A 22,435-nucleotide genomic window follows, 5' to 3' on the forward strand; every position below is an offset into this window, starting at 1 on the left:
AGATGGGGGTCCGGGGGAATACCTTCCCCCGGCTTTCTTCTCAGCCCCCCGCCGCCGCCAGCAGCTTCGCCGCGTACTCCGTCGCCGTGCGCCGCGCCCGCAGGTCGGCGGCCGAGAGCTGTTCCAGGATGCGCCCGTCCTGCATCACCGCCAGCCGCTCGCACAGCGTCGCCACCACGGCCAGGTCGTGGCTGACCAGCACGAAGGTCAGCCCGGCATCGCGCCGCAGCGCCATCAGCAGGTTCAGGATTTCCGCCTGCACAGACACGTCCAGCGCCGAGGTCGGCTCGTCCAGCAGCAGCAGCTCCGGCTCCAGGATCAGCGCGCGGGCGATGGCCACGCGCTGCCGCTGCCCGCCCGAGAGCTGGTGCGGATAGCGGAAGCGCATCGCCGCCGGCAGCCCGACCTGGTCCAGCGCCCGGGCGATGCGCGCCTCGCCGTCCGGCAGGCGGTGGATCGCCACCGGCTCCCGCAGCTGCCGCAAAACGGTCTGGCGCGGATGCAGCGACCCGTAGGGGTCCTGGAACACCATCTGCACCCGGCGGTGAAAGGCGCGGTCGCGCACCGGCGCCACCGGCCGCCCGTCCAGCAGGATTTCCCCCGCCCAGTTCGGGTTCAGCCCGGCCAGGGCGCGCAGCACCGTGGACTTGCCCGAACCGGATTCCCCCACCAACCCGAAGGCGCCGCCGCGCGGCACGGCGAAGCCCACCCCGCGCACCGCCCGCACCCGGCCGAAGGCGACCGAAAGGTCCCGCACCTCCAGCAGCGGCACGGCCGGGCGCTGGTCGTTGGCCGCCACCACGCTGGCCATGGCGGCGCTCACGCGCCCATCCAGGCGGGGTCGCGCCGCAGCACCGGCAAGGGACCGGGCGGCCGGTCGATCGCCGGCAGGCAGGCCAGCAGCCCCTGCGTGTAGGGGTGCCGCGCCGCTTCCAGCCCGGACGCGTCCAGCGTTTCCATCACCCGCCCGGCATACATCACGGCGATGCGGTCGCAGAAGCGCGACACCAGCCGCAGGTCGTGGCTGATCAGGATCAGCCCCATGCCGCGCTGCCGGATCAGCCCCTCCATCAGCGCCAGCACCTCACCCTGCACGGTGACATCGAGTGCGGAGGTCGGCTCGTCCGCGATCAGCAGGTCGGGCCCGGCCACCAGCATCATCGCGATCATCGCGCGCTGCGCCATGCCGCCCGACATCTCGTGCGGGTAAGCGCCCCAGACGCGCTCGGGGTCGCGGATCTGCACCGCGGCCAGCATCTCCAGCGTTTGCCGCCGCGCCGCGGCGCGGTCGGCGCCGCCGTGCAGCCGCGCCGCTTCCGCGATCTGGTTCCCCACCGTCTTCACCGGGTTCAGCGAGTATTTCGGGTCCTGCATGATCAGCCCGATCCGTCGCCCGCGCAGCTGCCGCAGCGCCCGCGTGGAGGCCCGCAGCAGGTCCGCCCCGTCGAAGCGCAGCGCCGTGGCGGAGACGATCCCGGGCTGCGGCACCAGCCCCAGCAGCGCCCGCCCGGTCAGCGACTTGCCCGAGCCGGATTCCCCCACGATGCCCAGCTTTTCCCGCCCCATGCTGAAGCTCACGCCGCGCAGCGCCTCGGTGGTGCCGCTGCGGGACGGAAAGCGGATGCGGAGGTCCTCGACCTCCACCAGCGGCGTGCCGGACAGCATGCCGCGCCTCACCCGGCCTGCCGGGGGTCGAGCAGGTCGCGCAACCCGTCGCCCAGCAGGTTGAAGCCCATGCTGGTGAAGAAGATCGCCAGCCCCGGGATGGTGGCCACCCACCAGGCCGTCAGCAGGTATTCCCGCCCCGCCGACAGCATCGCCCCCCATTCCGCCGTGGGCGGCTGCGCCCCCAGCCCCAGGAAGCCCAGGCCGGCCGCGATCAGGATCACCCCCGCCATGTCCAGCGTCGCCCGCACCAGCAGCGAGGGCAGGCAGAGCGGCAGCACGTGGCGCAGGATGATCCGCGCCGGCGAGGCCCCCAGCAGCCGCACTGCCGCGATGTAATCGCTCCGGCGGAGCGTCAGTGCCTCGGCCCGCGCCAGCCGCGCATAGGGCGGCCAGCCCGTCAGCGCGATGGCCAGGATGGCGTGGTCCAGCCCCGGCCCCAGGGCGGCCACGAAGGCCAGGGCCAGCACCAGCCGCGGAAAGGCCAGGGCGATGTCGGTCAGCCGCATCAGCACCGCGTCCACCCGCCCGCCCAGGTAGCCCGCGGCGCAGCCGATCGCCAGGCCGATCGGCGCCGCCAGCGCCGCCACCAGCAGCACGATCAGCAGCGTGACGCGCGTGCCCTGCACCACGCGGCTGAAGATGTCGCGCCCGAACTCGTCCGTGCCGAACCAGTGCTGCGCCGAGGGCGGCCGCAACTGGTCCGGCAGCGACTGCGCGTAGGGGTCCTGCGGCACGATCCACGGCGCGAAGATCCCTGATAGCACCAGCACCGCGATGATCCCCAGGCCGATCATCGCCGCCGGGCTGGCGGAAAAGCGCAGCCAGCCCAGCCTGATCCGCCCCAGCGCCGCGGCCCGGGCCGAACCCGGCTCGGCGGCGCCGGCCAGCACGTCCCCGGCCACGGCGGGATCGAGCGGCGGCGGTCCGGCGGCGGCGCTCATCGGGCGCGCGGGTCCAGCAGGCGGTACAGCACGTCCGACAGCAGGTTCAGCGCCACGAACACCACCCCGATCACGAAGGTGCCGCCCAGCACCGCGTTCATGTCGGCGTTGAACATCGCCTTGGTCATGTACTGCCCCAGCCCCGGCCAGGCGAACACCGTCTCGGTCAGCACCGCGCCCTCCAGCAGCAGCCCGTAGGTCAGGGCGATCGCGGTCACCAGCTGCACCGCGCAGTTGGGCAGCACGTGGCCCAGCACCACGCGCCATTCCGGCAGCCCCTTCACCCGCGCCGCGGTGACGTATTCCTGCCGCAGCTGGTCCAGCGCGAAGGAGCGCGTCATGCGCCCGATATAGGCCGCCGCCCCGTAGCCCAGGCTGATCGCCGGCAGCACCAGATGGCTCAGCGCGTCGTGAAAGGCGTCCCATTCCCCGGCCAGCGCCGCGTCCACCAGCATCAGCCCGGTGCGCGGCTCCACCAGCCCCTCATAGGCGATGGACACGCGGCCCGGCCCTTCCGTCCAGCCCAGCAGCGCGTAGAACACCAGCAGCAGCATCAGCCCCTTCCAGAACACCGGCGCCGAATAGCCCACCAGCGTCACCGCCCGCACTGCGCCGTCCACCGCCGTGCCGCGGAACACCGCCGCCAGCAGCCCCAGCGGCACGCCGAGCAGCGTGCCGATCAGCACCCCCGCCGTGGCCAGTTCCAGCGTGGCGGGAAACACCCGCGCGATGTCGGACACCACGGGCTGCCCGGTCAGGATGGAGGTGCCGAAATCCAGCCGCGCCACGGCGCCGACGTAGCGGCCGAACTGCTGCCAGATCGGGTCGTCCAGCCCCATCTCCGCCCGCACGCGCTGGTAGGTCGCCTCCGGCACGTCGGCCCCCAGCGCCGCGATCACCGGGTCGGACGGCATCACCCGCCCGATCAGGAAGGTGACCAGCAGCAGCCCCAGGAAGGTGGCCAGCAGCATGCCGGCCTCGCGCCCCAGCAGCCCGGCAACGCCGAGCCCGGGGAGCCGCCCGTCGCGGGTGGTGGCCGACACCCCTCAGCCCTTGGACACGGCGGCGAAGCTGGTGTCGGTGCCGCGCGTGCCGTAGCGGTAATCCTTGACCTCGCTGCGCATCCCCATCGCCAGCGTCGCCTGGAACAGGAAGGCGAAGGGGCTCTGCGCCCGCGCGTCGCGCTGCAGGCTCTCGTAGAGCGCGCCGCGCTTCGCCTCGTCCAGCTCCCGCGTCGCTTCCAGCACGCGGCGCGACAGGTCGGCCGGCGCCCAGCCCAGCCGCCAGGCCAGCTCCGACGGCCAGCGCGAATTGGGGTCGGCGCCCGGCAGGGCGGCGGGGTTATAGGCGAACTTGCTGGCGGTGGCGTGCGGGTCGCCGTAGCCGCCGTAGAAGGACAGCTGCAGCGCCTCCACCCGCCGGTCGCGGTACAGCGGGATGGACTGGGAGGGCGGCATGTTCTGCACCTCCACCCGCACCCCGGCCTGCGCCGCGGTGCTCTGGAAGGAGGTCGCCTGGTCCATCTCCGGCTTGCTGTTATAGGCGGTGAAGCGGAAGGAGAAGCCGTCCGCATGCCCGGCCTCCGCCAGCAGCGCCTTGGCGCGGGGCACGTCCAGCTTGTACGGGTTGTCCTGCACCGCGCCGAGCCAGCCGCTGGCCACGAAGTTCTGGTGCACGCGGCCGAGGTTGCGCATCACCGTGCGCTCCATCCCCTGGTAGTCGATCAGCCACTTCATCGCCTCGCGCACGCGCGGGTCGTCGAAGGGCTTGGTCAGCGTGTTGAAGCCGAAATACATCAGCCGCCGCGACGGCTTGCTTTCCACCCGCACCCCGGCGACGCCGGCGCCCAGCGCCTCCGCATCCGGCGCGGTCAGGTTGAAGGCCACGTCCGCGTCGCCGCGCTCCAGCAGCAGCCGCTGCGTCCCGGCCTCCGGCACGTGGCGGAAGATCACCCGACGCAGCGCCGGGCGGAAGCGCCACCACGCGTCGTTGCGTTCCAGGATCAGGATGTCCGACGCCCGGTAGGTCGCGATGCGATACGCCCCCGACCCGGCCGAGGGCTCCGTTCCCGTGCGCCGCGACACCCAGCGCGAGCCGAAATCGCCGTTCTGCTCGTTCGCCTGCAGCAGCTTGGCGTCCAGCACGGAAAACGGCGCGGCCGAGAGCAGCGCCAGCACGTAGGAAGGCGCGAACTGCTCCCCCAGCGTCAGCACGAAGGTGCGCGGATCGGCCGCACGCGCCCCTTCCGCGATGTTCTCCTTGGTGAAGCCCAGTTGCAGCATGGAGGAGGAGGGCTCGCGTTCCAGCAGCAGCAAGCGGCGGAAGCTGTAGGCCACGTCCTCGGCGGTGACGGGATTGCCGGAATGGAACTTCGCCCCCTCCCGCAGCCGGAAGGTGAACTGCTTGCCGTCGGGCGACACGGTCCAGCTTTCCGCCAGCATCGGCCCCAGCGGCGCGTTCGCCACCCGCGGGTCGTAGCCCACCAGCCGGTCATACAGGTCGCCGTTGATCTCCTGCACGTCCAGGATCTGCGACACCGCCGGGTCCCAGTCCGCGATGGAGGAAATCTCGCGCACGATCACCAGCGAATCCCGCGGCGTGGCCGCCCGCGCCACGCGCCCGAAGGGCAGCGCCAGCAGCGCCGGGGCAGCGAGGAGCGGGGCCAGGCCGCGGCGGGTCAGGGTCGTCATGGCGTTCCTCCTTCAACCGGATCGAGCGGCCAGATCGGCCGTACCACGCGCTGCCAGGGAAACAGCAGCGGGTCGCCGCTGGTGATGCCCCCGGAATCCACGTCCAGGCAGCGGCTGCTGATCGGCTCGTATTCCGCACGATGCCCGTGCATGCACTTCACCGCCAGCACCGATTGCGCCGTGGGCTCGATCCCGAAGATGCGGAGCTGTTCCAGGTCGTAGATACCCTTGTTCTTCGTGGTCACGATCGCCGTGACCCCGCCGATCTCCAGCGCGGCGGAAGGCCCGTAATGCCCGCGCGTCCCCGTGCCGTAGCGCCCCTTGAACACGAAGCTGCCCTCCGACACGGCGACCACCCGCGCGGTGCCCTCCACCGGCCCGCCGCCGTGTTCCGGGTCGTGCTTGCCGCCCAGGCTGACGCGGATCGTGGCGCCGGCACCGGCGGCCACGGCCTGGGCCGCCACCGCCGGGTCCCAGATATTGGCCACCACCGCGCCGGGAATGCCGGCCTCGATCAGCGCCGACAGGATCGCCGTGCCGTCGCCATAGGCGCCGCCGCCGGGGGCGTCGCCGTAGTCGCCCAGCACCACCGGCTTCTCGCCGGGGCGCCATTCCCGGGCCGCGGCGATGCCCTCGGCCACGGAAAGAACGCGCTCCGTGGTTTCGCCCCGCCGCGCCCAGCACTCGTCCATGAAGCTCTCGGCGATGCTGCGGAAACGCGGGTCCTCGCCGTCGCCCGTCACCGCCACGGAAGGCCCGACCGCGCGGCAATCCGAGCGCGAGAAGCCGGAATGGATGGACACGCACAGCACGCCGGGGTCCTCCGCCTCCAGCGCGCGGGCGCGGCGCAGCGCGTCCGGCATGGGACCGTGCGCGTGATGGGTGCGGGCGCCGTCGAAGCCGGTCAGCATGGGACGCCGGGCCAGCACCACGCGCGGCCGCACCTCGCCGCGCAGGGTGCGGGCCAGGATGGCGGCGGCGCGTTCGGCGGTTTCCGCCTGGTCGGTGTGCGGGCTGGTGCGGAAGGCGACGATGGCGGTGGCGCGCGCGGCCATCTCCGGCGTGACGTTGGAATGCGGGTCCAGCGTGACCACCACCGGGATGTCCGACCCCACCAGCTCGCGCACGCGGCGCAGGATCTCGCCCTCCGCGTCGTCGTGGCTGGCCGTCACCATGGAACCGTGCAGCCCGAGCAGCACCCCGTCCAGCCGGCCGGCCGCGCGGATCGTGTTGGTCAGCGGCATGCAGAGCGCCTCGAAGGCCTCGTCGGTGGAGGGGCCGGAGGAGGTGGCGGAGGCGGCCACGGCGGGGATCAGCTCCCAGCCTTCCCGCTCGGCGGCGGCCAGGAAGCCGCCCATCTCCAGGTTGGTGCCGCGATAGACGCGCGGGATCGCCTCGCCCAGGTGGAAGTTCTGGTCGCGGAAATCCCGCAGGGTGGTGGGGGTGCGGTTGAAGCCGTTGGTCTCGTGCTTGATCATCGCGGCGAGCACGCGGTGCGTCATGACACGTTCTCCAGCGGCCAGATCGGCCGTCGCAGCCTGGTGAAGGGCAGGCGGGCGTAGTCGTAGGTGGTCAGCCCGCCGGCGTCGCAGGACAGCACGCGCCCGGCGATCGGCTCGAAGGCGGCGCGGAAGCCGTGCATGCATTTCAGCCCGATCGTGCGGCAGCGGGCCGGGTCGATGCCGAAGATGCGGAACTGCCGGAGGTCGAGGATGTTGCGGTTCTCGGTCGCCACGATCACGTCCACGCCCCCGAAGCGCACCAGCGCGCTGGCGCCGAAGCTGCCGCGGGCGCCGGGCGCATAGGGGCCGTCATGCACGTAGTCGCCCCCGGACAGCAGGCGCACCTCGCCCACCGCCTCGATCGGCGTGCCGGAGAAATCCGGGTCCACCCAGCCGCCCAGGCGCAGCGCCACCCGCGCGCCGACGCCCGCCGCCCGGGCCGCCTCCGCCGCGCGCGGGTCCCAGATCGCGCCGAAGGCGGCGTCCTCCAGCCCGGCCTCGATCATGGCCCGCAGCAGGGTGGTGTTGTCGCCGCAGGCGCCGCCGCCGGGGGCGTCGGTGTAGTCGGCGATCACCACCGGCCCGCCGGGGGCGCCCTCGCGCGCCGCGGCGACGGCCTCCGCCACGCTGGCCAGCCGCACGGTTTCCTCCGCGCGGCGCCGGAAGCCTTCCGCCATCAGCCCCGCGGCCACCTCGTGCAGCACGGCCGGCGCGGCGGTGCCCGATACGGTGACGCTGGGCCCGGCATCGTGCACGTCGGCATGGCTGAAGCCGCCATTGATGCTGACGTGCCACACGCCCGGCACATCCCGCTCCGCCGCGGCTGCCGCCGCCAGCGCGTCGATCATCGGCCCGTGGCCGGTATGGGTGCGGGCGCGGTCGAAGCCGACCAGGGTGGGCGCGCGGGCCACGACCGTGGCGGGACGGGCGCCCTCCCCGATCGCGCGCGCCAGCAGCTCCGCCGCCCGCTGCCCGGTTTCGCGGTGATCGACGTGCGGGTTGGTGCGGTAGGAGACCAGGATGCTGGCCTGCGCCGCCATGCGGTCCGACAGGTTGGCGTGCGGGTCCAGCGTCGCCGCCACCGGCACACCGGGTCCCACGATCGCCCGCACGCGTTCCAGGATCAGCCCGTCCGGGTCGTCCTCATCCTCGGCCACCATGGCGCCGTGCAGCGCCAGCAGCACGCCGTCCAGGGGGGCTGCGCGGCGCAGCCCCTCCTCCAGCACGGACAGGAACTCGCCCAGCGCTTCCGCCGTCACCCGCCCGCCGGACCCGGCCGACACGGCGATGGGCGTGGACACCTCCCAGCCCCGCGCCTCGGCGACATCCAGGAAGCCCGCCATCTCCGAGCCGGTGCCGCGGAAGCGCGCCGGCACCGCCGCGTCGCGGAGGTAGCCCTGGCGCCGGAACAGTTCCAGCGTGGTGGGGAAGCGGTTGAAGGTGTGGCTCTCGTGCTTGATGGCGGCGAGCAGGATGCGGGGCACGGCGCGCGCCTCAGTACACGGCCTGCACCGCGGCACCCTGTGCCGGCGCCGCTTCGGCAGCGGCCTCGCGCAGGTCGCCGAGGTAGCGCTCGCGCACCGGCTCGTGCAGCAGCGACATCATGATGTGCAGGCCCGGCGGCTCGCGCACCAGGCCCGGCACCCAGCCGCGTGCTTCCATGCCCGCGGCCACCGCGCCCATGTCCAGCGCCTCCGCCCCGAAGGCCAGGATGGACAGGTCCGGCTCGCCGAAGACGCGCATGCCCGGGATCGCCCGGATGCCCGCGACGTAGTCGTCGCGCATCGCCAGCAGACGCGCCGCCAGCGCGCGGTAGCCCTCGCGGCCGAGAAAATTCAGCACCGCCCAGGCCCCGGCCACGCCGCCGCCGGGGCGGGTGCCCACGAAGGTCGCGGTGGCGAAGCGCCCGTTGGGCCAGACATCGAGGTCGAAGCCCCGCCCTGCCGCCCGCGCCGCGTCGCGGAAGAACACGGTGGAGGCGGGCTTGGGGCAGAAGCCGAACTTGTGCAGGTCGGCCGAGATCGAGGCCACGCCCGGCAGGGCGAAGTCGAATTCCGGGATCGGCCGCCCCAGCTCGCGCGCGAAGGGAGCGAAATAGCCGCCGACGCAGGCATCCACGTGCAGCCAGAGATCGCGCGACAGCGCCAGCTCCGACAGTTCCGGCAGCGGGTCCACCACGCCGTAGGGGAAGCAGGGCACGGAACCCACGAGCAGGATCGTGTCCGCGTCGATCGCGCCCGCCATGGCGGCCACGTCCGCCCGCAGGTCGGCGCGGACGGGGATGCGGCGCACCGGCAGGTCCATCAGCGCCGCCGCCTTGTCGAAGGCGGGATGCGCGGACACCGGCAGCACGAGGTTGCCGCGATGCGCCGGATCGCCGCGCCGGGCGCGCGCCCCGTCGCGGCAGGCCTTGACCGCCAGCAGGATGCTTTCCGTGCCGCCGGAGGTCATGCCGCCCACCGCGCCTTCCGGCCCGTGGAACAGGTCGAGCGCCATGGCCACGACCTCCTCCTCCATGCGGCGCAGGCTGGTGAAGGCGCGCTTGGCGCCCAGCGCGTTTTCCGTGAAGAAGCGCATGAAGGCGTCGCGGCCGACCTCGCCCACCTCCGCCGTGGCGCCGAAGACGTAGAGCGGCACGCGCCCGCCGCGCCAGTCCACGTCGCCCGCGGCCATGGCGTCCAGCGCGGCATCGATCTCGGCGCGGGGGCGGCCACCCTCGGGGAAGCGGGTGTCCATCACAGCGCGCCCAGCACGTCGCGCAGGGTGCCGATCAGCCGGTCCACCTCGGCGCGCTCATAGGTGAAGGGCGGCGCCAGGATCACCGTGTCCATGGTCACCCGCACCACGGCGCCGGCGCGGAACATGCTGTTCAGCACCGCGAAGCCGCGCGCCCCCGGCGCCCCGGCGGGCGCCAGGTCGATCCCCGCCAGCATGCCGATGCCGCGCGTGTCCTGCACCACGGCCAAGTCGCGCAGCCCCGCCACCGCCTCCAGGAAATACGGGCTGATCTCGCGCGCCCGGTCGAACAGCGCCTCCTCCCGGTACAGCTTCAGCGAGGCCAGCGCCGCGGCGCAGGCGGCGGGATGCGCCGACCAAGTGTAGCCGTGGAAGAACTCGATGGCACCCTCGGGCGCGGCCTCCACGATGGCGTCGTGCACGGCACGCGACACGGCGACGCCCGCCATCGGCACGGCGCCGTTGGTGATGGCCTTGGCCATGGTCAGCATATCCGGCGTCACGCCGAAGGTCTGCGCCGCGAAATTGCCGCCGGTGCGGCCGAAGCCGGTGATCACCTCGTCGAAGATCAGCAGGATGCCGTGCCGGTCGCAGATCTCGCGCAACCGGCGCAGGTAGCCCGCCGGCGGCACCAGCACGCCCACCGAGCCCGCCACCGGCTCCACGATGCAGGCGGCGATGGTGTCGCCGCCGTGCAGGTCCACGAAGCGCTGCAGGTCGTCGGCGAGGTCGGCGCCGGTCTCGCCCTCGCCCATGCGGAAGCGGTTCTCGGGCAGGTGGGTGTGGCGCATGTGCAGGGCGCCGGGCATGCCCAGGCCGAACTGGTCGCGGTTGCGCACCATGCCTCCCAGCGACCAGCCGGCGAAGTTGACGCCGTGATAGGCCTTCTCGCGCCCCACCACGCGCAGCCGCTGCCCCTCGCCGCGTCGGCGGTGATACTGGATGGCGATCTTCACCGCGGTTTCCACCGCCTCCGAGCCGGAGCCGGTGAAGAACACCCGGTCCAGCCCCGGCGGCGTCAGCGTGGCCAGCTCCGCAGCCAGCCGGAACGCACCGGGGGTGCCGAACTGGAAGGGGGGCGCGAAGTCCAGCTCCGTCATCTGCCGCGCCACCGCCTCGGCGATCTCGCGACGGCCATGCCCGGCGGGGGTGCAGAACAGGCCGGACAACCCGTCCAGCAGCTGCTCGCCGCGGTCGTTCCAGTAGTGCACGCCCTCCGCCCGCACCAACACGCGTGGCTCCGCCTTGAAGGCGCGGTTGGCGGTGAAGGGCATCCAATGGTGGGCGAAGGGCTCGTTGCTCCGTCCGATCGCGGCTCCGCTCATCGCCCCGTTCTCCCCTCGAACTGCTGTTGCGCCGCAGCATGCGGGTGCGGCCGGTGCGGGCGATAGGGCCACGGCGGGTGAACCCGTTGGGCCAGGGCAGGGCGCGAACCCCGCCCCGGCACGCCGGGCGCGACGTGCCGACCGTTCGCGCAGGCCACCACGGCGCCGTGCCTGCCCCGGAAGCCACCATCGAACCGGCGAAAGTGGCACAACAGGCCGGAAGTGGCAGAAATCGCGAAATCTGCCACATGCGCCGCGGAGATTGACGGCCAAGGCCTTGTTGTTGTAGGATAACTTTCTTGAAAACCGCTCTGCCGGGCCGGCTTCGGTAAGGAAGTAAGAGAGTAAGGAAGTAAGGCGAAGCGCCGCCCCGGACCGGCAGCCCCATCCGTCCCAGCTCACGCAGCGCGACCGCGCCCGGGCCGGGACATGCCGCAGCCCGTCCCGACCTCCCGCCGCGAGGGGTCCGGCCCGAGCACTCCCCGCCGGCCCACCCGCCGCGCAACGCTCACCCCGGCAGGCGCAGTCCGGCGAAACGGATCAGCCCGTCGGCCGAGGGCTCGAAGCCCGTCACCCCCGCGCGCAGCCCCCAGAACCAGCGGTAATGGTAGAGGACCAGCAGCGGCCGGTCGGCCAGCCATTGCTGCGCGGCGGCGTGATAGGCCTCGCGCCGGGTAGCCGGGTCGGTGGTGCGCCGCCCCGCCAGGAAGGCCGCGTCCACCGCCGGGTTGCGGTAGCTCATGCGGTTGAGGAACCCGTCCGAGGCCACCCAGGGCGCGATGTTGCCGTCCGGATCGGGGCGCCCGGACCAGATGCCGAAGGCCGCGTCATAGTCCTGCCCGCGCTCCGACCGCGCCACCAGCGCCGAGGGCTCCAGCGTTTCCAGCTTCACCTGGAAGCCGGCCTCCCCCGCCAGGGACTGGATGATCTGCGCCACCTGGCTTTCCACCGGGCTGTTGGGCACCAGCAGGGAAAAGGCGGCGTTGGGCTGCCCGGCCTCGCGCAGCAGCGCCCGCGCGCGGTTCAGGTCGCGCTTCGGCGCGGCGAGGTCGGGGAAGTGGTACGGCGTGCCCGGCGCCTCGGGCTGGTTGTTGGCCACGAACATCCCTTCCAGCGCCACCTGGTTGATGATGTCGCGGTCCAGGCTCAGCTCCAGCGCCTCGCGCAGCCGCGGGTCCTGCAGGGCGCCGCCATTCACCCGGATATAGAAGAGCTGGTAGGCGATGGAGGTCGCCTCCGCCACGCGCAGCCGCGCGTCGCGCCGCGCATCTGCCACGTCGGACGGCGTCACGCGCTCGATCAGGTCGAGCTGGCCGGAGCGCAGGTTGAGCAGCCGCACGTTGCTGTCGGGGATCGGCAGCAAGGTCAGCCGCTGCACGTGGATGTTGGCGGCGTTCCAGTGCTGCGGGAACTTCTCCATCTCGATGCGGTCCTGCGCCACGCGCCGCACCAGGCGGAAGGGGCCGGAACACACCGGCTCGTCGCGGATGCGCTCGCCCAGCCGCGCCAGCGCCGTCGGCGACATGATCATGCCGGAGCGGTCCGACAGCACCGACAGCAGCGGCGCGTAGGGCTCGCTGAGGCGGATCACCACCGTCCGCGCGTCCGGCGCCTCCACCGCCGTCACCGGCGCCAACTCGGACCGCCGGCGCGACTCCCGCGCGGTGCGGTAGCGGTCCAGGTTGACCTTCACCGCCGCCGCATCCAGCACCGTGCCGTCGTGGAAGCGCCCATCCTCGCGCAGCCGCAGCGTCAGCGTGCGGCCCTCGTCGGACCATTCCCAGGCCGTGGCCAGTTCCGGGCGGAAGTTCAGGTCGGGGCCGACATCCACCAGCCGGTCGCACAGCGCGGTGAACACCACCCGCTCGACATAGGCCGTGGACTGCGCGGGATCGAGCACGTTCGGGTCGGAGGCGATGCCGACGCGCAGCGTTTGCGCCAGCGCAGGCCCGGCCAAGCTGGCCGCGAGCAGAACGAGAGCAGGCAGGCGCATCACAGGTCTCCCCCAGAACGATCCGGCGGATCATGGCCGCCACGCCACCCGCATGCACGCACGATGCCGCGGCCGGGCGAAGCGGCCGTCATCGCTCGGCTCGGCGCGGGGGGATGGGCGCGAGTGGGGCGGCCGGCCTCTGGTGTTCAGGCCGCGGCCAAAGGGGCTCTGCCCCCTTGGAGCCCCCGCGAGGAGCTTAGGCTCCTCGACCTCATGAGTGCCTCCGGCGGGGGCGGGATGATCCACGTCGGTCGCGGCGGACAACGTTGCCCAGCCCGCCCCCGCCGGAGGCACTCAACGCGGGGTCCGGGGAGTTCGTAACTCCCCGGCGGGGTCCAGGGGCAGCGCCCCTGGCCACGGCCCGAACACCAAAGACCAACCAACCACCACCCGCGCCCGCCATCCCGGCCCGAGCCCGACGATTACGGCGGTTCGCGGGGACCCGGTACGTCGCGCACGGCGGCGGCGAGGGCGGCGATGCCGGGGGCGATGCGCTCCGTGGGGATGGAGGAGAGGCCGAGGCGGAGGAAGTTCCGGCCGGCGGCGGGGTCGGCGAAGAAGGGCTCGCCCGGTTCGATGATGACGCCGCGGGCACGCGCTGCCTCGGCCAGCACCACGCCATCCAGCCCCGCGGGGCCGCGCAGCCACAGGCTGCTGCCCGCGGCGGCGGGGCTGGGGGTGAAGTGCGGCAATTCGCGGCGCAGCGCAGCCAGCACGGCGATGCGGCGCTTCTCGGCCGTGGCGGCCAGGCTGCGGCGCAAGCGGCCGTAATGCCCTTCGGCGATGAACAGGGCGGCGGTGCGCTGGTTGTTGAGCGGCACGCTGCGGTGCATCAGCCGGCGCAGCGCGCGGGCCTCGGCGATCACCGCGGCGGGGCCGACCAGGAAGCCCAGCCGCATCCCCGGCGCCAGTACCTTGGAGAAGGTGCCGAGGTGCAGCACGCGCCCTTCCGTGTCATCCGCCGCGAGGCAGGGCGGCGCGCCGGGCTGCGCGGTCTCGCTCTCGTAGTCGTCCTCGATCAGCACGGCGCCGCTGTCGCGCGCCCAGCGCAGCAGGGCGGCGCGTCGGGCGGGGGGAAGCGTGACCATGCTCGGGCAATGGTGACCGGGGGTGACCACGGCGAGGCCCACGCCCTCCAGCGCCGGGCCCACCATTAGCCCCTCCCCGTCCACCGGCAGCAGCCGCGTCGCGCTGCCGCCCAGCGCCGCCATGTTGCGCGCGTCCGGATAGCCCGGGTCCTCCAGCCCCACGGTGACCCCGGGCCCGCCCAGCAATTGCAGCAGCAGGAACAGCCCGTGCTGCGAGCCCAGCGTGACCAGCACCTCCTCCGGCCGGGCGTGCAGCCCGCGGGCGGGCAAGATGTGGCGGCGGATCTGCTCGATCAGCAGCGGGTCGTCGGCGGTGGCGTGGTCGGCCGCCCACCAGTTCACCGCCGAGCGGCCCAGCGCCTCACGCGAGCAGGCGCGCCAATCCGCCAGCGGGAAGAGCTCGGGGTCCACCTGGCCGTAAACGAAGGGAAAGGGAAAGCTCTGCCAGTCCGCGGGCTTGGCGATGTTGCGCTGCTCGGAAGGGCGCAGCCGCAGGCGCAGCACCGCCGCCGCGGGCGCGCGCAGCGGCGGCAGCGATGGCGCATCGGCGGCCACGAAGATGCCCTGGCGCGGCGCGGAGGCGAGCAGCCCGCGCTCGCGCAGCTCGTCATACACCGCGGCCACGGTGTTGCGGGCGACGCCCAGCTGCTTGGCCAGACGGCGCGAGGGCGGCAGGGGATGCCCGCGCGCCAGCCGCCCTTCGCCGATCGCCGCCACGATGCGCTGCCGCAGCTGCGCCTGCAGCGGCTCCTCGGTGCCGCCGGCCAGGGGCCGGCCGAGATCGGTCATGCTCGCCCTCCCGGCGGGGGTGGCCGCCAGGGTGCGACGGTTCGGCGCGGCAGGTCCAGCGGGGGTGCGGCCCTGGCCCGGGCAGCGCGCGCTGCCCGTTGGAGGGCGCTCAGCCGGTTGCGGCCGGGACCTCGCCGCGCGTGGCGTCGTGGGCGAAGATCCAGTCGCGGTCGGTGGGCGGCGGCGCCGGGACCTTGCGGTTGTTCTCGAACTGCTGCCGCGCCTGCAGCTGCACGCGGCTGGCGCGCGGCACGCGCTCGGCGTCATAGGCCGCCAACCCGCGCGAGGGATCGCCCGGATAGGCCGCGAGGTTGCGGGCCAGGGCGTAGCCGTCCTCGATGGAGATCGCCGCGCCCTGCGCCAGGGTGGGCATCATCGGGTGGGCGGCGTCGCCCAGCAGCGTCACCCGGCCGCGCGTCCAGGTTTCCAGCGGGTCGCGGTCGTGGATGCCCCATTTGTGGCAGTCGGAGGCGACGCGGAACATGTCGAGCAGCGCCTCGTCCCAACCGGCATAGGCCTCGAGCAACTCCTCGCGGCTGCTGGGCACGGCCCAGGAATCATCCACCCAGGTGTCCGACACGCGGCCGGCGAAGATGTTGAAGGTCTGGCCGGCGCGGATCGGGTAGCACAGCACGTGGCCATTGGGGCCGAGCCAGCCGACATATTCCTCCGGGCCCAGCGGCACCGAACCACCCGGTCCGATCGCCGCGGGCACCTGGTCGATGGGGATCATGGCGCGCCAGCAGATCTGGTGCGTGAAGCGCGGCTGGTCGCGGCCGAACAGGCTTTCGCGCACGGCGGAATGGATGCCGTCGGCGCCGACCACCACGTCCGCTTCCACCGTGCTGCCGTCGGCGAAGCGCGCCACCGCGCCCTCGGCGGTGGGTTCCGCACCGAGGCAGCGCACCCCGAGGCGGATATCCTCCTCCGGCACCAGGCCCAGCAGCAGCCGGTGCAGGTCGGCGCGATGTGCCGTCAGGTAGGGCGCGCCGAAGTCGCGGCCGGGCTTCAGGATCGGGTCGCGGAAGCGCAGCCCGCCGTCGTTCCAGCGCACCGACAGCCAGTTCTCCGGCGCCGAGGTGACGCGCAGCAGCGCCTCCTCCAGCCCGAGGGCACGCAGCACCTTCACCGCGTTGGGCCCCAGCTGCAGCCCGGCCCCGACCTCGCCCAGGCTGTTGGCGCGCTCGTGCACGGATACGGCGAAGCCGTGCTGCCGCAGGGCGGCCGCGGCGGCCAGCCCGCCGATGCCCGCGCCGATCACGGCGACGCGCGTTGGACGGTTCATGCGCAATTCCTTCCCTTCGATAAAACCGGCGACGGTCTCAGCACTGGCCGACCTCCCGGCCAGACCGGACTGCGGCCCTCGCCGCCGCTGACCTTCGCCACCTCGTTTCCCCGGCAGCCGCCGGTCCGGCCGCCGCCCTTCCTGCCGGGCGTGCCGGTCGCCGCGCCGGCAGCGCGCTCACACGTCCAGCCTGATCCCCAGCCGCTCGATCAGCCCGCCGAAGTCGCGGGCTTCCGCGTCGATCGTGGTCTGGAAGGCTTCGGGGGTGGACCCGACCACCTCGAACCCCGCCCGCTCCAGCGCCCGGCGGGAGGTCGGCTCGGCCAGCCCCTCATGCGCCGTGCGCGCCAGCCGGGCCACGATGTCGCGCGGCAGGGCGGCGGGCGCCACCAGGCCGACCCAGGACACGGAAACGAGCCCGGGCATGCCCTGTTCCGCCAGGGTGGGGATGTCCGGCGCCTGGGTGAAGCGCTCCGTGGCCGTGACCGCCAATGCCCGCAGCCGGCCGTCGCGCACCTGTTCCAGCACCGCGGCGGCCACGGCGAACATGGCGTCGATCCGCCCGGCGACCTGGTCCAGCACCGCTTCCGGGAAGCCGCGATAGGGCACGTGGACGAGGTCCACGCCGTTCATCGTCTTGAAGGCCTCCATCGCCAGCTGGCCGCTGGCACCCGGTCCCACGCTGCCATAGCTCAGCGCGCCCGGCCGTTCCCTGGCCAGGCGCACCAGCCCGGCCGCGTCGTGCACGTCCAGCGAGGGATGCACGGTCAGGATCTGCGGTGCCTGCATCAGCAGCGACACCGGCTGCAGGTCGCGCGCGGGGTCGTAGGGCAGGTTGCGGTAGAGCGCCTTGGCCAGGGCGATCGGGCCGTTGGTGGCGACCCCCAGCGTGTGCCCGTCCGTGGACTTGGCGATCGCATCCACGCCCACGATCCCGCCGGCGCCGGTGCGGTTCTCCGCCACGAAGGGCTGGCCGAAACCGGCCTGCAGCGGCGCGGTCACGGCGCGGGCGGCGATGTCCACGGTGGAGCCCGGCGAGAAGGGCACGATCACCCGCACGGGGCGCCGGGGCCACCCCGCCGCGACGGTTTGCGCCCGAACCGTGCCGGACGCGGCGGGCAGCGCGGCGGCGAGGCCGAGCAGCCCCCGGCGAGACATGGGCGACATGGTTCCTGCATTCCTCCATCGGGTCCCGCGCGGCGAGGGGGCGGTTCGGGCCGCCCTGCCGCCCCGCGCCGGGGACCTCGTTTCTTCCACCGGGACCATCGGCCCGGCGGCCATCGCGGCGTGCCGGGGCGCGCCGCTCCGCCGCGATCCTGACCACCCGGAGCGACAGGAGTCGAGTGGGGCGGGATGCCCCTGCTCAGGCTGCCGACGCGGATCGCACCTCACCCAGCACCGCCGCCACGGCCTCGATCAGCCGGGCGAAGTCCTGCCGGTCCAGCGCGCCGATGCAGCCGATGCGGAAGGTTTCCGCCTGGGTCAGCTTGCCCGGGTAGATCAGGAAGCCACGCGCCGCCAGTGCGTCGTAGAAGCGCCCGAAGGGCAGCGAGCCGTCGGCGGGAAGGCGAAAGGTGGCGATGACCGGCGCCTGCACCGCCTCCTCCAGGAAGAGTTCGAAGCCCAGCCGGCGCATCCCGGCCAGCAGCACGGCAAGGTTGTCGGCGTAGCGCGCCAGCCGGGCCGGCGGGCCGCCTTCCGCATCCAGCAGCCGCAGCGCCTCCACCAGGGCGGCCACCACCTGCACCGGCGGGGTGAAGCGCCATTGCCCGTCCTTCTCGAACCCGTGCCACTGCGCGTGCAGGTCCAGGCTGGTGGAGGGGCCGTTGCCCGCTGCCGCGTCCAGCAGCCGCCGTTCGATCAGCGCGAAGCCGATCCCCGGCACCCCTTCCAGGCACTTGTTGGAGGAAGCCAGCACGGCCGCCACGGGCAGAACCGACAAGTCGATGGCGATCGCCCCGAAGCTGCTCATGGCGTCCAGCAGCAGGTGCCGTCCGGCTTCGGCCACGACCGCCGCGACGGCGGGCAGCGGGTTCAGCAGCCCCGTGGTGGTTTCGCAATGCACCAGCGCGACATGGGTGATCGCGGGATCCTCCCGCAGCGCCGCGGCGACGCGCTCCGGCTCCACCGGCCGGTGTTCCGGCCAGCGCAGCGCTTCGGCCGCGTGGCCGAGGCGGCGCGCGATCGCCACCATGCGCTCGCCATAGGCACCGTTGCACAGCACCAGCAGCTTGCTGCCCCTCCCCAGCAGGGTGGCGAGGGCGGCTTCCACGATAAAGGTGCCGGAACCCTGCAGCGGCACCGCGACGTGGGTCCCCTCCCCCTTCGCCACCGCCAGCAGCCGCTCGCGCAGTTCGGCGGTCAGGGCGATGAAGGCGGGGTCGCGCGAGCCCCAGTCGCGCAGCATGGCGCGGCGGGTCTCGATCCGCGTGGTCAGCGGGCCGGGCGTCAGCAGGATGGGGGTGTCGGTCATGGCGTGGTCCTCAGCCCTTTCTCCATCGCGGGTGCGCGGCCGCGTGCCATTTCCCAGCGCCAGGCGGCGATGCCCGGCAGGCCCAGCGCCACGTCGCGCAGGCGGCGGATCAGCGCCAGCGCCACGGCGCGGTCCGACGGGATGCCGAAGATGGCGCAGATCAGCACGGAGCCGCCTTCCTGCACGCCCAGCGCGCCGGGGATAAAGAAGCCGGCGCTGCGCACGGCCTGGCCGAGGCTCTCGATCACCAGCGCCTCGGCCAGGCTCGCCTCGACGCCCAGCAGCCGCAGCGCCACCCAGGTTTCGGCGACGCCCACCAGCCAGGAGGCGAGATGCGCGGCGCCGCTGAGCCAGAGGCGACGGGGCTGCCGGTACAGCGCCACCACCGCCTCGTGCAGCCCGGACAGGTCGCCCAGGGAGAACCAGCCGACGCGCTCGGCCACCCGCGGCAACAGCCGCTCAGCCAGCCGGAACAGGCCCCAGCGCTGCGCGGCCATGAACACGCCCGTCATGCCCGCGAAGAGGGCGGTGGCAGCCAGCACCCAGCCTTCCGTGCCGCCCTGGTGCGGCAGCACCAGCAGCACCGCCAGTCCGAGCAGCGAGAACACGATCTGCGACGCCATCTCGGTGGCGAGGTCCACGGCCGTGCTGCTGATCACCGCCAGCTTGCTCACCCCCGCCCGCAGCAGCAGCTGCGCCCGCACGATCTCGCCGATCGCCTGCACCACCGGCAACAGCGCGTTGACGGATTCCCGCGCCCAGCGCATCCGCGTCAGCGCCAGCCAGCCCGGGCGCCTCCCGTCGCGGATCAGCGGCGCCCAGCCCAGGGCCGAGAGCACCACCTGCAGCAGATGCAGCAGCAGCACCAATCCCAGCCCCCAGCCGGCCCCCAGCAACAGCCGCAGGATCTCCGCAGGGTCATTGGACAGCACCAGGAAGGCGGCGCCGCCCAGCCCGACCAGCAGGCCGAGCGCCGTGGGCCAGGTCACGCCCTTGCCGTGCCCCGCCCGGAGGCCAGGAAAGCCTGGAAGCGCCGTGCCACCGCTTCCGGCGTCACGGTCGGGCGTCCCAGCACCTTCATGGAGCCGGGAGCGATGCGCAGGTGGATCAGCGCTGGGCCGCCCGCCGCCAGGGCTTCGCGGAAGGCCGCCTCGAACCCGTCCAGCGAGGCGGCCGCGGCGGCGAAGCGGTAGCCGCAGGCCAGCGCCACGGCGGCGAAGTCCACCGAGGCCGAGACGGTGGCCTGTCCGCCGGTGGAGTCATGCACGCCATTGTCCAGCACCACGTGCACCAGCCGCGCGGGGGCATAGGCGCCGATCGTGGCCAGGCTGCCCAGCTTCATCAGCGCCGCGCCGTCGCCGTCCAGCACCACCACCGGGCGTTCGGTGTTCAGCGCCACGCCCAGCCCCATGCCGCTGGCGCCGCCCATGGAGCCGACCTGGTAAAGGTGCTGTTCCCGATCCGCGAGGGTGAAGAGTTCCCGCCCGCACTTGCCCGTGGTGGCGATCACCGCCGCTTCCTCTGGCACGACCGCCAGGAAGCGTTCCAGCACCGCCGCTCGCGACGGCCGCTCGCCGGCGGCGGGAAAATCGGCCCGGCGGCCCGGCGGCGGCAGGTCGCGCGGCGCCGGGTCCAGCGCCGCTTCCGCCACGTCGTCCTTGCGCACCACCATGGCGAAGGGCAGCCCGGTGGCCGCCATGCGCGCCACGGCGTGGTCCAGCGCCGGGGCCAGGGCGTCGCGCTCCGCCGGGAAGGGTCCCTGTTCCAGCCCCATCAGGGCGATCAGCTCCTGGGTGATCCGCCCCATCACCGCGTGCTGCGGCTCGTCGGGGATGCCGGGCTCGCCGCGCCAGGTGGTCAGAAACAGCGTCGGGATGCGAAAGGGCGCGTTGAGCGAGGTCAGCGGATTCACCGCGTTGCCCAGGCCGGAGTTCTGGCACATCACCACCGTGCGCCGCCCCGCCAGCCAGGCGCCGGCGGCGATGGCCACCGCCTCGCCCTCGCTGGCCGCCCCGACGTAGCGTAGGCCCGCCGCACCCCCGGGCGTGCCCCCGGGCGCGCCTTGTGCGCCCCGCGCGGAGGCGTTCAGCACGCCGTTGATCAGCGGCGTCAGGAAGGAGCAGGGCACGCCCGCGTAGAAGTCGAAGCCGGCCCGGCCGGCCTCGGCGAGGAAGTCGTCGGCGGTGATCACGGGAAGTTCCGCGCCTCCGCGAGGTCGGTCAGGCTGTTCACGTCCAGCCAGTGCCCGGCGAAGAACTTCACCCGCACCGGGTGCTTCGCCGCCAGCCGCGTGAGCAGCATCGGCATGTCCCCGCTCTCCAGCAAGCCTTCCGCCTCCATCGCGTCGATCTCCTCCCGCAGCCAGGCCGCGCCCCTCGCGCTGAACCGGGCGAGGCCGATCCATTCGCCATGCGCCTCGGCCGGCGTGATCTCGTGCGACACGCGTTGCAGCACCGCCGGCGTGTCGTCCAGATAGTCGCCGGAAAAGCCGTGGTCGGCCAGCACGCGGTCGCGCGCGCTCGCCTTGCCGCGGCCCAGCGTGTCCACCGCCACGGCGATGTCGGCGCTGCTGGTCAGCAGGCTGTCCAGGATGTAGCGGCGGAACAGCACGTCGCCGTAGGACACCACGGTTTCGCCGCGGATCGCCTCGCGCGCGCAGAACAGTGACCAGGCCTCGCCGGTCTCGGCGAAGCGGTCGTTGTCCAGCGTGCGAATGCCCTGCAGCGCCACCGCTTCCTTGCGATAGCCGCGCACCACCGTGACGTCGCGCACACCGCTTTCCCGCAGCGTGCCGACCAGTCGCTGCAACAGCGATTGCCCGCGCACGTCCACCATGCATTTCGGCTGGTCGCGCGTCAGCTTGCCGAGGTCGCCGCCCGAGGCCGCCAGCACCACGGCGGAGGCCGCCGGCTTGGCGGGCAGGTAGCGCTTCTCCGCCTCTTCCAGCTCGTCGTTGCCGACCAGGCGGAAGATGTCCTTCACGGTGGCGACGCTGCCCTCGACCCGCACCAGGGACTCATCCTCGTGGATGCGCGCCGCCGTGTCCCGCATGGCGGCGATGGCGGCGCGCAGCAGGTGGTTGGCCCAGATAACCGTGGAGATGCCGGCCTGGCGGAACAGCTCCGTCGGCGTGGCGTAGTACATGGTCGGCACGATCACCAGCGGGCAGCGGTTGGCCCAGCGCTCGGCGAAGGTGAAGATCTCGTCGGCCGTGTTCTTCTTGGAATGGATCAGGATCGCGTCGGCGCCGGCCCGGTGATAGCTCTCGGCGCGCCGCAGCGCTTCCTCCATGCTGCGGCCGGAGATCAGCGCCTCCACGCGCGCCACCAGCACGAAGTCATCGTCGGTCTGGCTGTCCTTGCCGGCCTTGATGCGGCCGCAGAACTCGTCGATCTCCGCCAGCGGCTGGGCTTCCCCGATGAAGGAATTGGTCTTGGGGAAAAGCTTGTCCTCGATGCAGACGCCGGCGACGCCGCGCTCGCACAGCTTGCGCACCAGGCGTCGCACATTGTTGAAGTTTCCGTAGCCGGTGTCGCCATCCACCAGGATCGGCAGCCGCGTCGCGTCGGCCATGTATTCCAGCACGTCCAGCACCTGGGTCCAGGACGCCTCGTTGCTGTCGCGCAGGCCCAGCGCGGCGGAGGTGGTCAGCCCCGAAGCCCAGACGCCGCGGAAGCCCGCCTCCTCCACGATCTTGGCCGAGAGCCCGTCATGCGCCTCCATCAGGAAGGACAGTGACGTCGACGTGATCTCGCGGCGCAGCGCGGCGCAGCGCGTGGGCGAACGCGCGGCAGAGGCGCTGACGGCAACACCGGCGGTTGCGGCATCCTTCACAATGCTGTCCTCCCTGGTGTGGGCAAACGGCTGGACCGGAAGCGGCGGGAACGGCCCTTGCCCGGAACTGGGCGGCCCTTTTAACCTTCCCTTTAACAGAGACCAGTCTCA

General features: G+C 73.1%; 17 protein-coding genes. All 17 read right to left on the minus strand.

Annotation, left to right across the window (positions count from 1 at the left end; all coding sequences use genetic code 11):
* Positions 1–40 precede the first annotated feature (40 nt).
* On the minus strand, positions 41–823 hold the full coding sequence (locus tag ACLIBK_RS05955; RefSeq protein WP_415386316.1) for an ABC transporter ATP-binding protein: 783 nt from the start codon (positions 821–823) through the stop codon (positions 41–43).
* Positions 820–1,665 carry an ABC transporter ATP-binding protein gene (locus tag ACLIBK_RS05960; protein ID WP_415386317.1) on the minus strand — a complete coding sequence of 282 codons (846 nt, stop codon included), beginning with the start codon at positions 1,663–1,665 and terminating at the stop codon, positions 820–822. Before ACLIBK_RS05960 ends, ACLIBK_RS05955 begins: the two co-directional genes overlap by 4 nt.
* An 8-nt stretch (positions 1,666–1,673) precedes the next feature.
* Positions 1,674–2,609, minus strand: a complete 936-nt coding sequence (nikC, locus tag ACLIBK_RS05965) for a nickel transporter permease (RefSeq protein ID WP_415386318.1) — start codon at positions 2,607–2,609, stop codon at positions 1,674–1,676.
* The gene (locus tag ACLIBK_RS05970) at positions 2,606–3,652 is read right to left on the minus strand and encodes an ABC transporter permease (RefSeq protein ID WP_415386319.1); all 1,047 of its coding nucleotides are present in this window, start codon (positions 3,650–3,652) and stop codon (positions 2,606–2,608) included. The genes nikC and ACLIBK_RS05970 overlap by 4 nt, the downstream gene beginning before the upstream one ends.
* 3 nt (positions 3,653–3,655) lie before the next feature.
* A complete protein-coding gene (locus ACLIBK_RS05975; protein ID WP_415386320.1) occupies positions 3,656–5,299 on the minus strand; it encodes an ABC transporter substrate-binding protein in 1,644 nt (547 codons plus the stop codon).
* The gene (locus tag ACLIBK_RS05980; protein WP_415386321.1) at positions 5,296–6,801 is read right to left on the minus strand and encodes a M81 family metallopeptidase; all 1,506 of its coding nucleotides are present in this window, start codon (positions 6,799–6,801) and stop codon (positions 5,296–5,298) included. Before ACLIBK_RS05980 ends, ACLIBK_RS05975 begins: the two co-directional genes overlap by 4 nt.
* Entirely contained in the window at positions 6,798–8,285 is a 1,488-nt protein-coding gene (locus ACLIBK_RS05985; protein ID WP_415386322.1) for a M81 family metallopeptidase, read from the minus strand. Before ACLIBK_RS05985 ends, ACLIBK_RS05980 begins: the two co-directional genes overlap by 4 nt.
* Positions 8,286–8,295: 10 nt before the next feature.
* A complete protein-coding gene (locus tag ACLIBK_RS05990) occupies positions 8,296–9,537 on the minus strand; it encodes a pyridoxal phosphate-dependent decarboxylase family protein (RefSeq protein ID WP_415386323.1) in 1,242 nt (413 codons plus the stop codon).
* A complete protein-coding gene (locus tag ACLIBK_RS05995) occupies positions 9,537–10,862 on the minus strand; it encodes an aminotransferase class III-fold pyridoxal phosphate-dependent enzyme (protein WP_415386324.1) in 1,326 nt (441 codons plus the stop codon). Before ACLIBK_RS05995 ends, ACLIBK_RS05990 begins: the two co-directional genes overlap by 1 nt.
* A gap of 508 nt (positions 10,863–11,370) precedes the next feature.
* Positions 11,371–12,855 carry an ABC transporter substrate-binding protein gene (locus ACLIBK_RS06000; RefSeq protein WP_415386325.1) on the minus strand — a complete coding sequence of 495 codons (1,485 nt, stop codon included), beginning with the start codon at positions 12,853–12,855 and terminating at the stop codon, positions 11,371–11,373.
* A 422-nt stretch (positions 12,856–13,277) separates the two neighbouring features.
* The gene (locus ACLIBK_RS06005; protein WP_415386326.1) at positions 13,278–14,732 is read right to left on the minus strand and encodes a PLP-dependent aminotransferase family protein; all 1,455 of its coding nucleotides are present in this window, start codon (positions 14,730–14,732) and stop codon (positions 13,278–13,280) included.
* Between the two features lie 109 nt (positions 14,733–14,841).
* The gene (locus ACLIBK_RS06010; RefSeq protein ID WP_415386327.1) at positions 14,842–16,017 is read right to left on the minus strand and encodes an FAD-dependent monooxygenase; all 1,176 of its coding nucleotides are present in this window, start codon (positions 16,015–16,017) and stop codon (positions 14,842–14,844) included.
* Positions 16,018–16,194: 177 nt separating this feature from the next.
* Positions 16,195–17,184: a Bug family tripartite tricarboxylate transporter substrate binding protein gene (locus ACLIBK_RS06015; RefSeq protein WP_415386328.1), complete on the minus strand. Its 990-nt coding sequence runs from the start codon at positions 17,182–17,184 to the stop codon at positions 16,195–16,197.
* 196 nt (positions 17,185–17,380) lie between these two features.
* Positions 17,381–18,490 carry a 2-aminoethylphosphonate--pyruvate transaminase gene (locus ACLIBK_RS06020; protein ID WP_415386329.1) on the minus strand — a complete coding sequence of 370 codons (1,110 nt, stop codon included), beginning with the start codon at positions 18,488–18,490 and terminating at the stop codon, positions 17,381–17,383.
* A complete protein-coding gene (locus ACLIBK_RS06025) occupies positions 18,487–19,479 on the minus strand; it encodes a lysylphosphatidylglycerol synthase domain-containing protein (RefSeq protein ID WP_415386330.1) in 993 nt (330 codons plus the stop codon). Before ACLIBK_RS06025 ends, ACLIBK_RS06020 begins: the two co-directional genes overlap by 4 nt.
* Positions 19,476–20,681, minus strand: coding sequence for a phosphonopyruvate decarboxylase (gene aepY / locus ACLIBK_RS06030; RefSeq protein ID WP_415386331.1), 1,206 nt, complete (start codon positions 20,679–20,681; stop codon positions 19,476–19,478). Before aepY ends, ACLIBK_RS06025 begins: the two co-directional genes overlap by 4 nt.
* On the minus strand, positions 20,678–22,324 hold the full coding sequence (gene aepX / locus ACLIBK_RS06035; protein WP_415386332.1) for a phosphoenolpyruvate mutase: 1,647 nt from the start codon (positions 22,322–22,324) through the stop codon (positions 20,678–20,680). Before aepX ends, aepY begins: the two co-directional genes overlap by 4 nt.
* Between the last annotated feature and the right edge of the window lie 111 nt (positions 22,325–22,435).

The sequence above is a fragment of the Roseomonas sp. BN140053 genome (assembly GCF_047690175.1).
GTDB lineage: Bacteria > Pseudomonadota > Alphaproteobacteria > Acetobacterales > Acetobacteraceae > Roseomonas.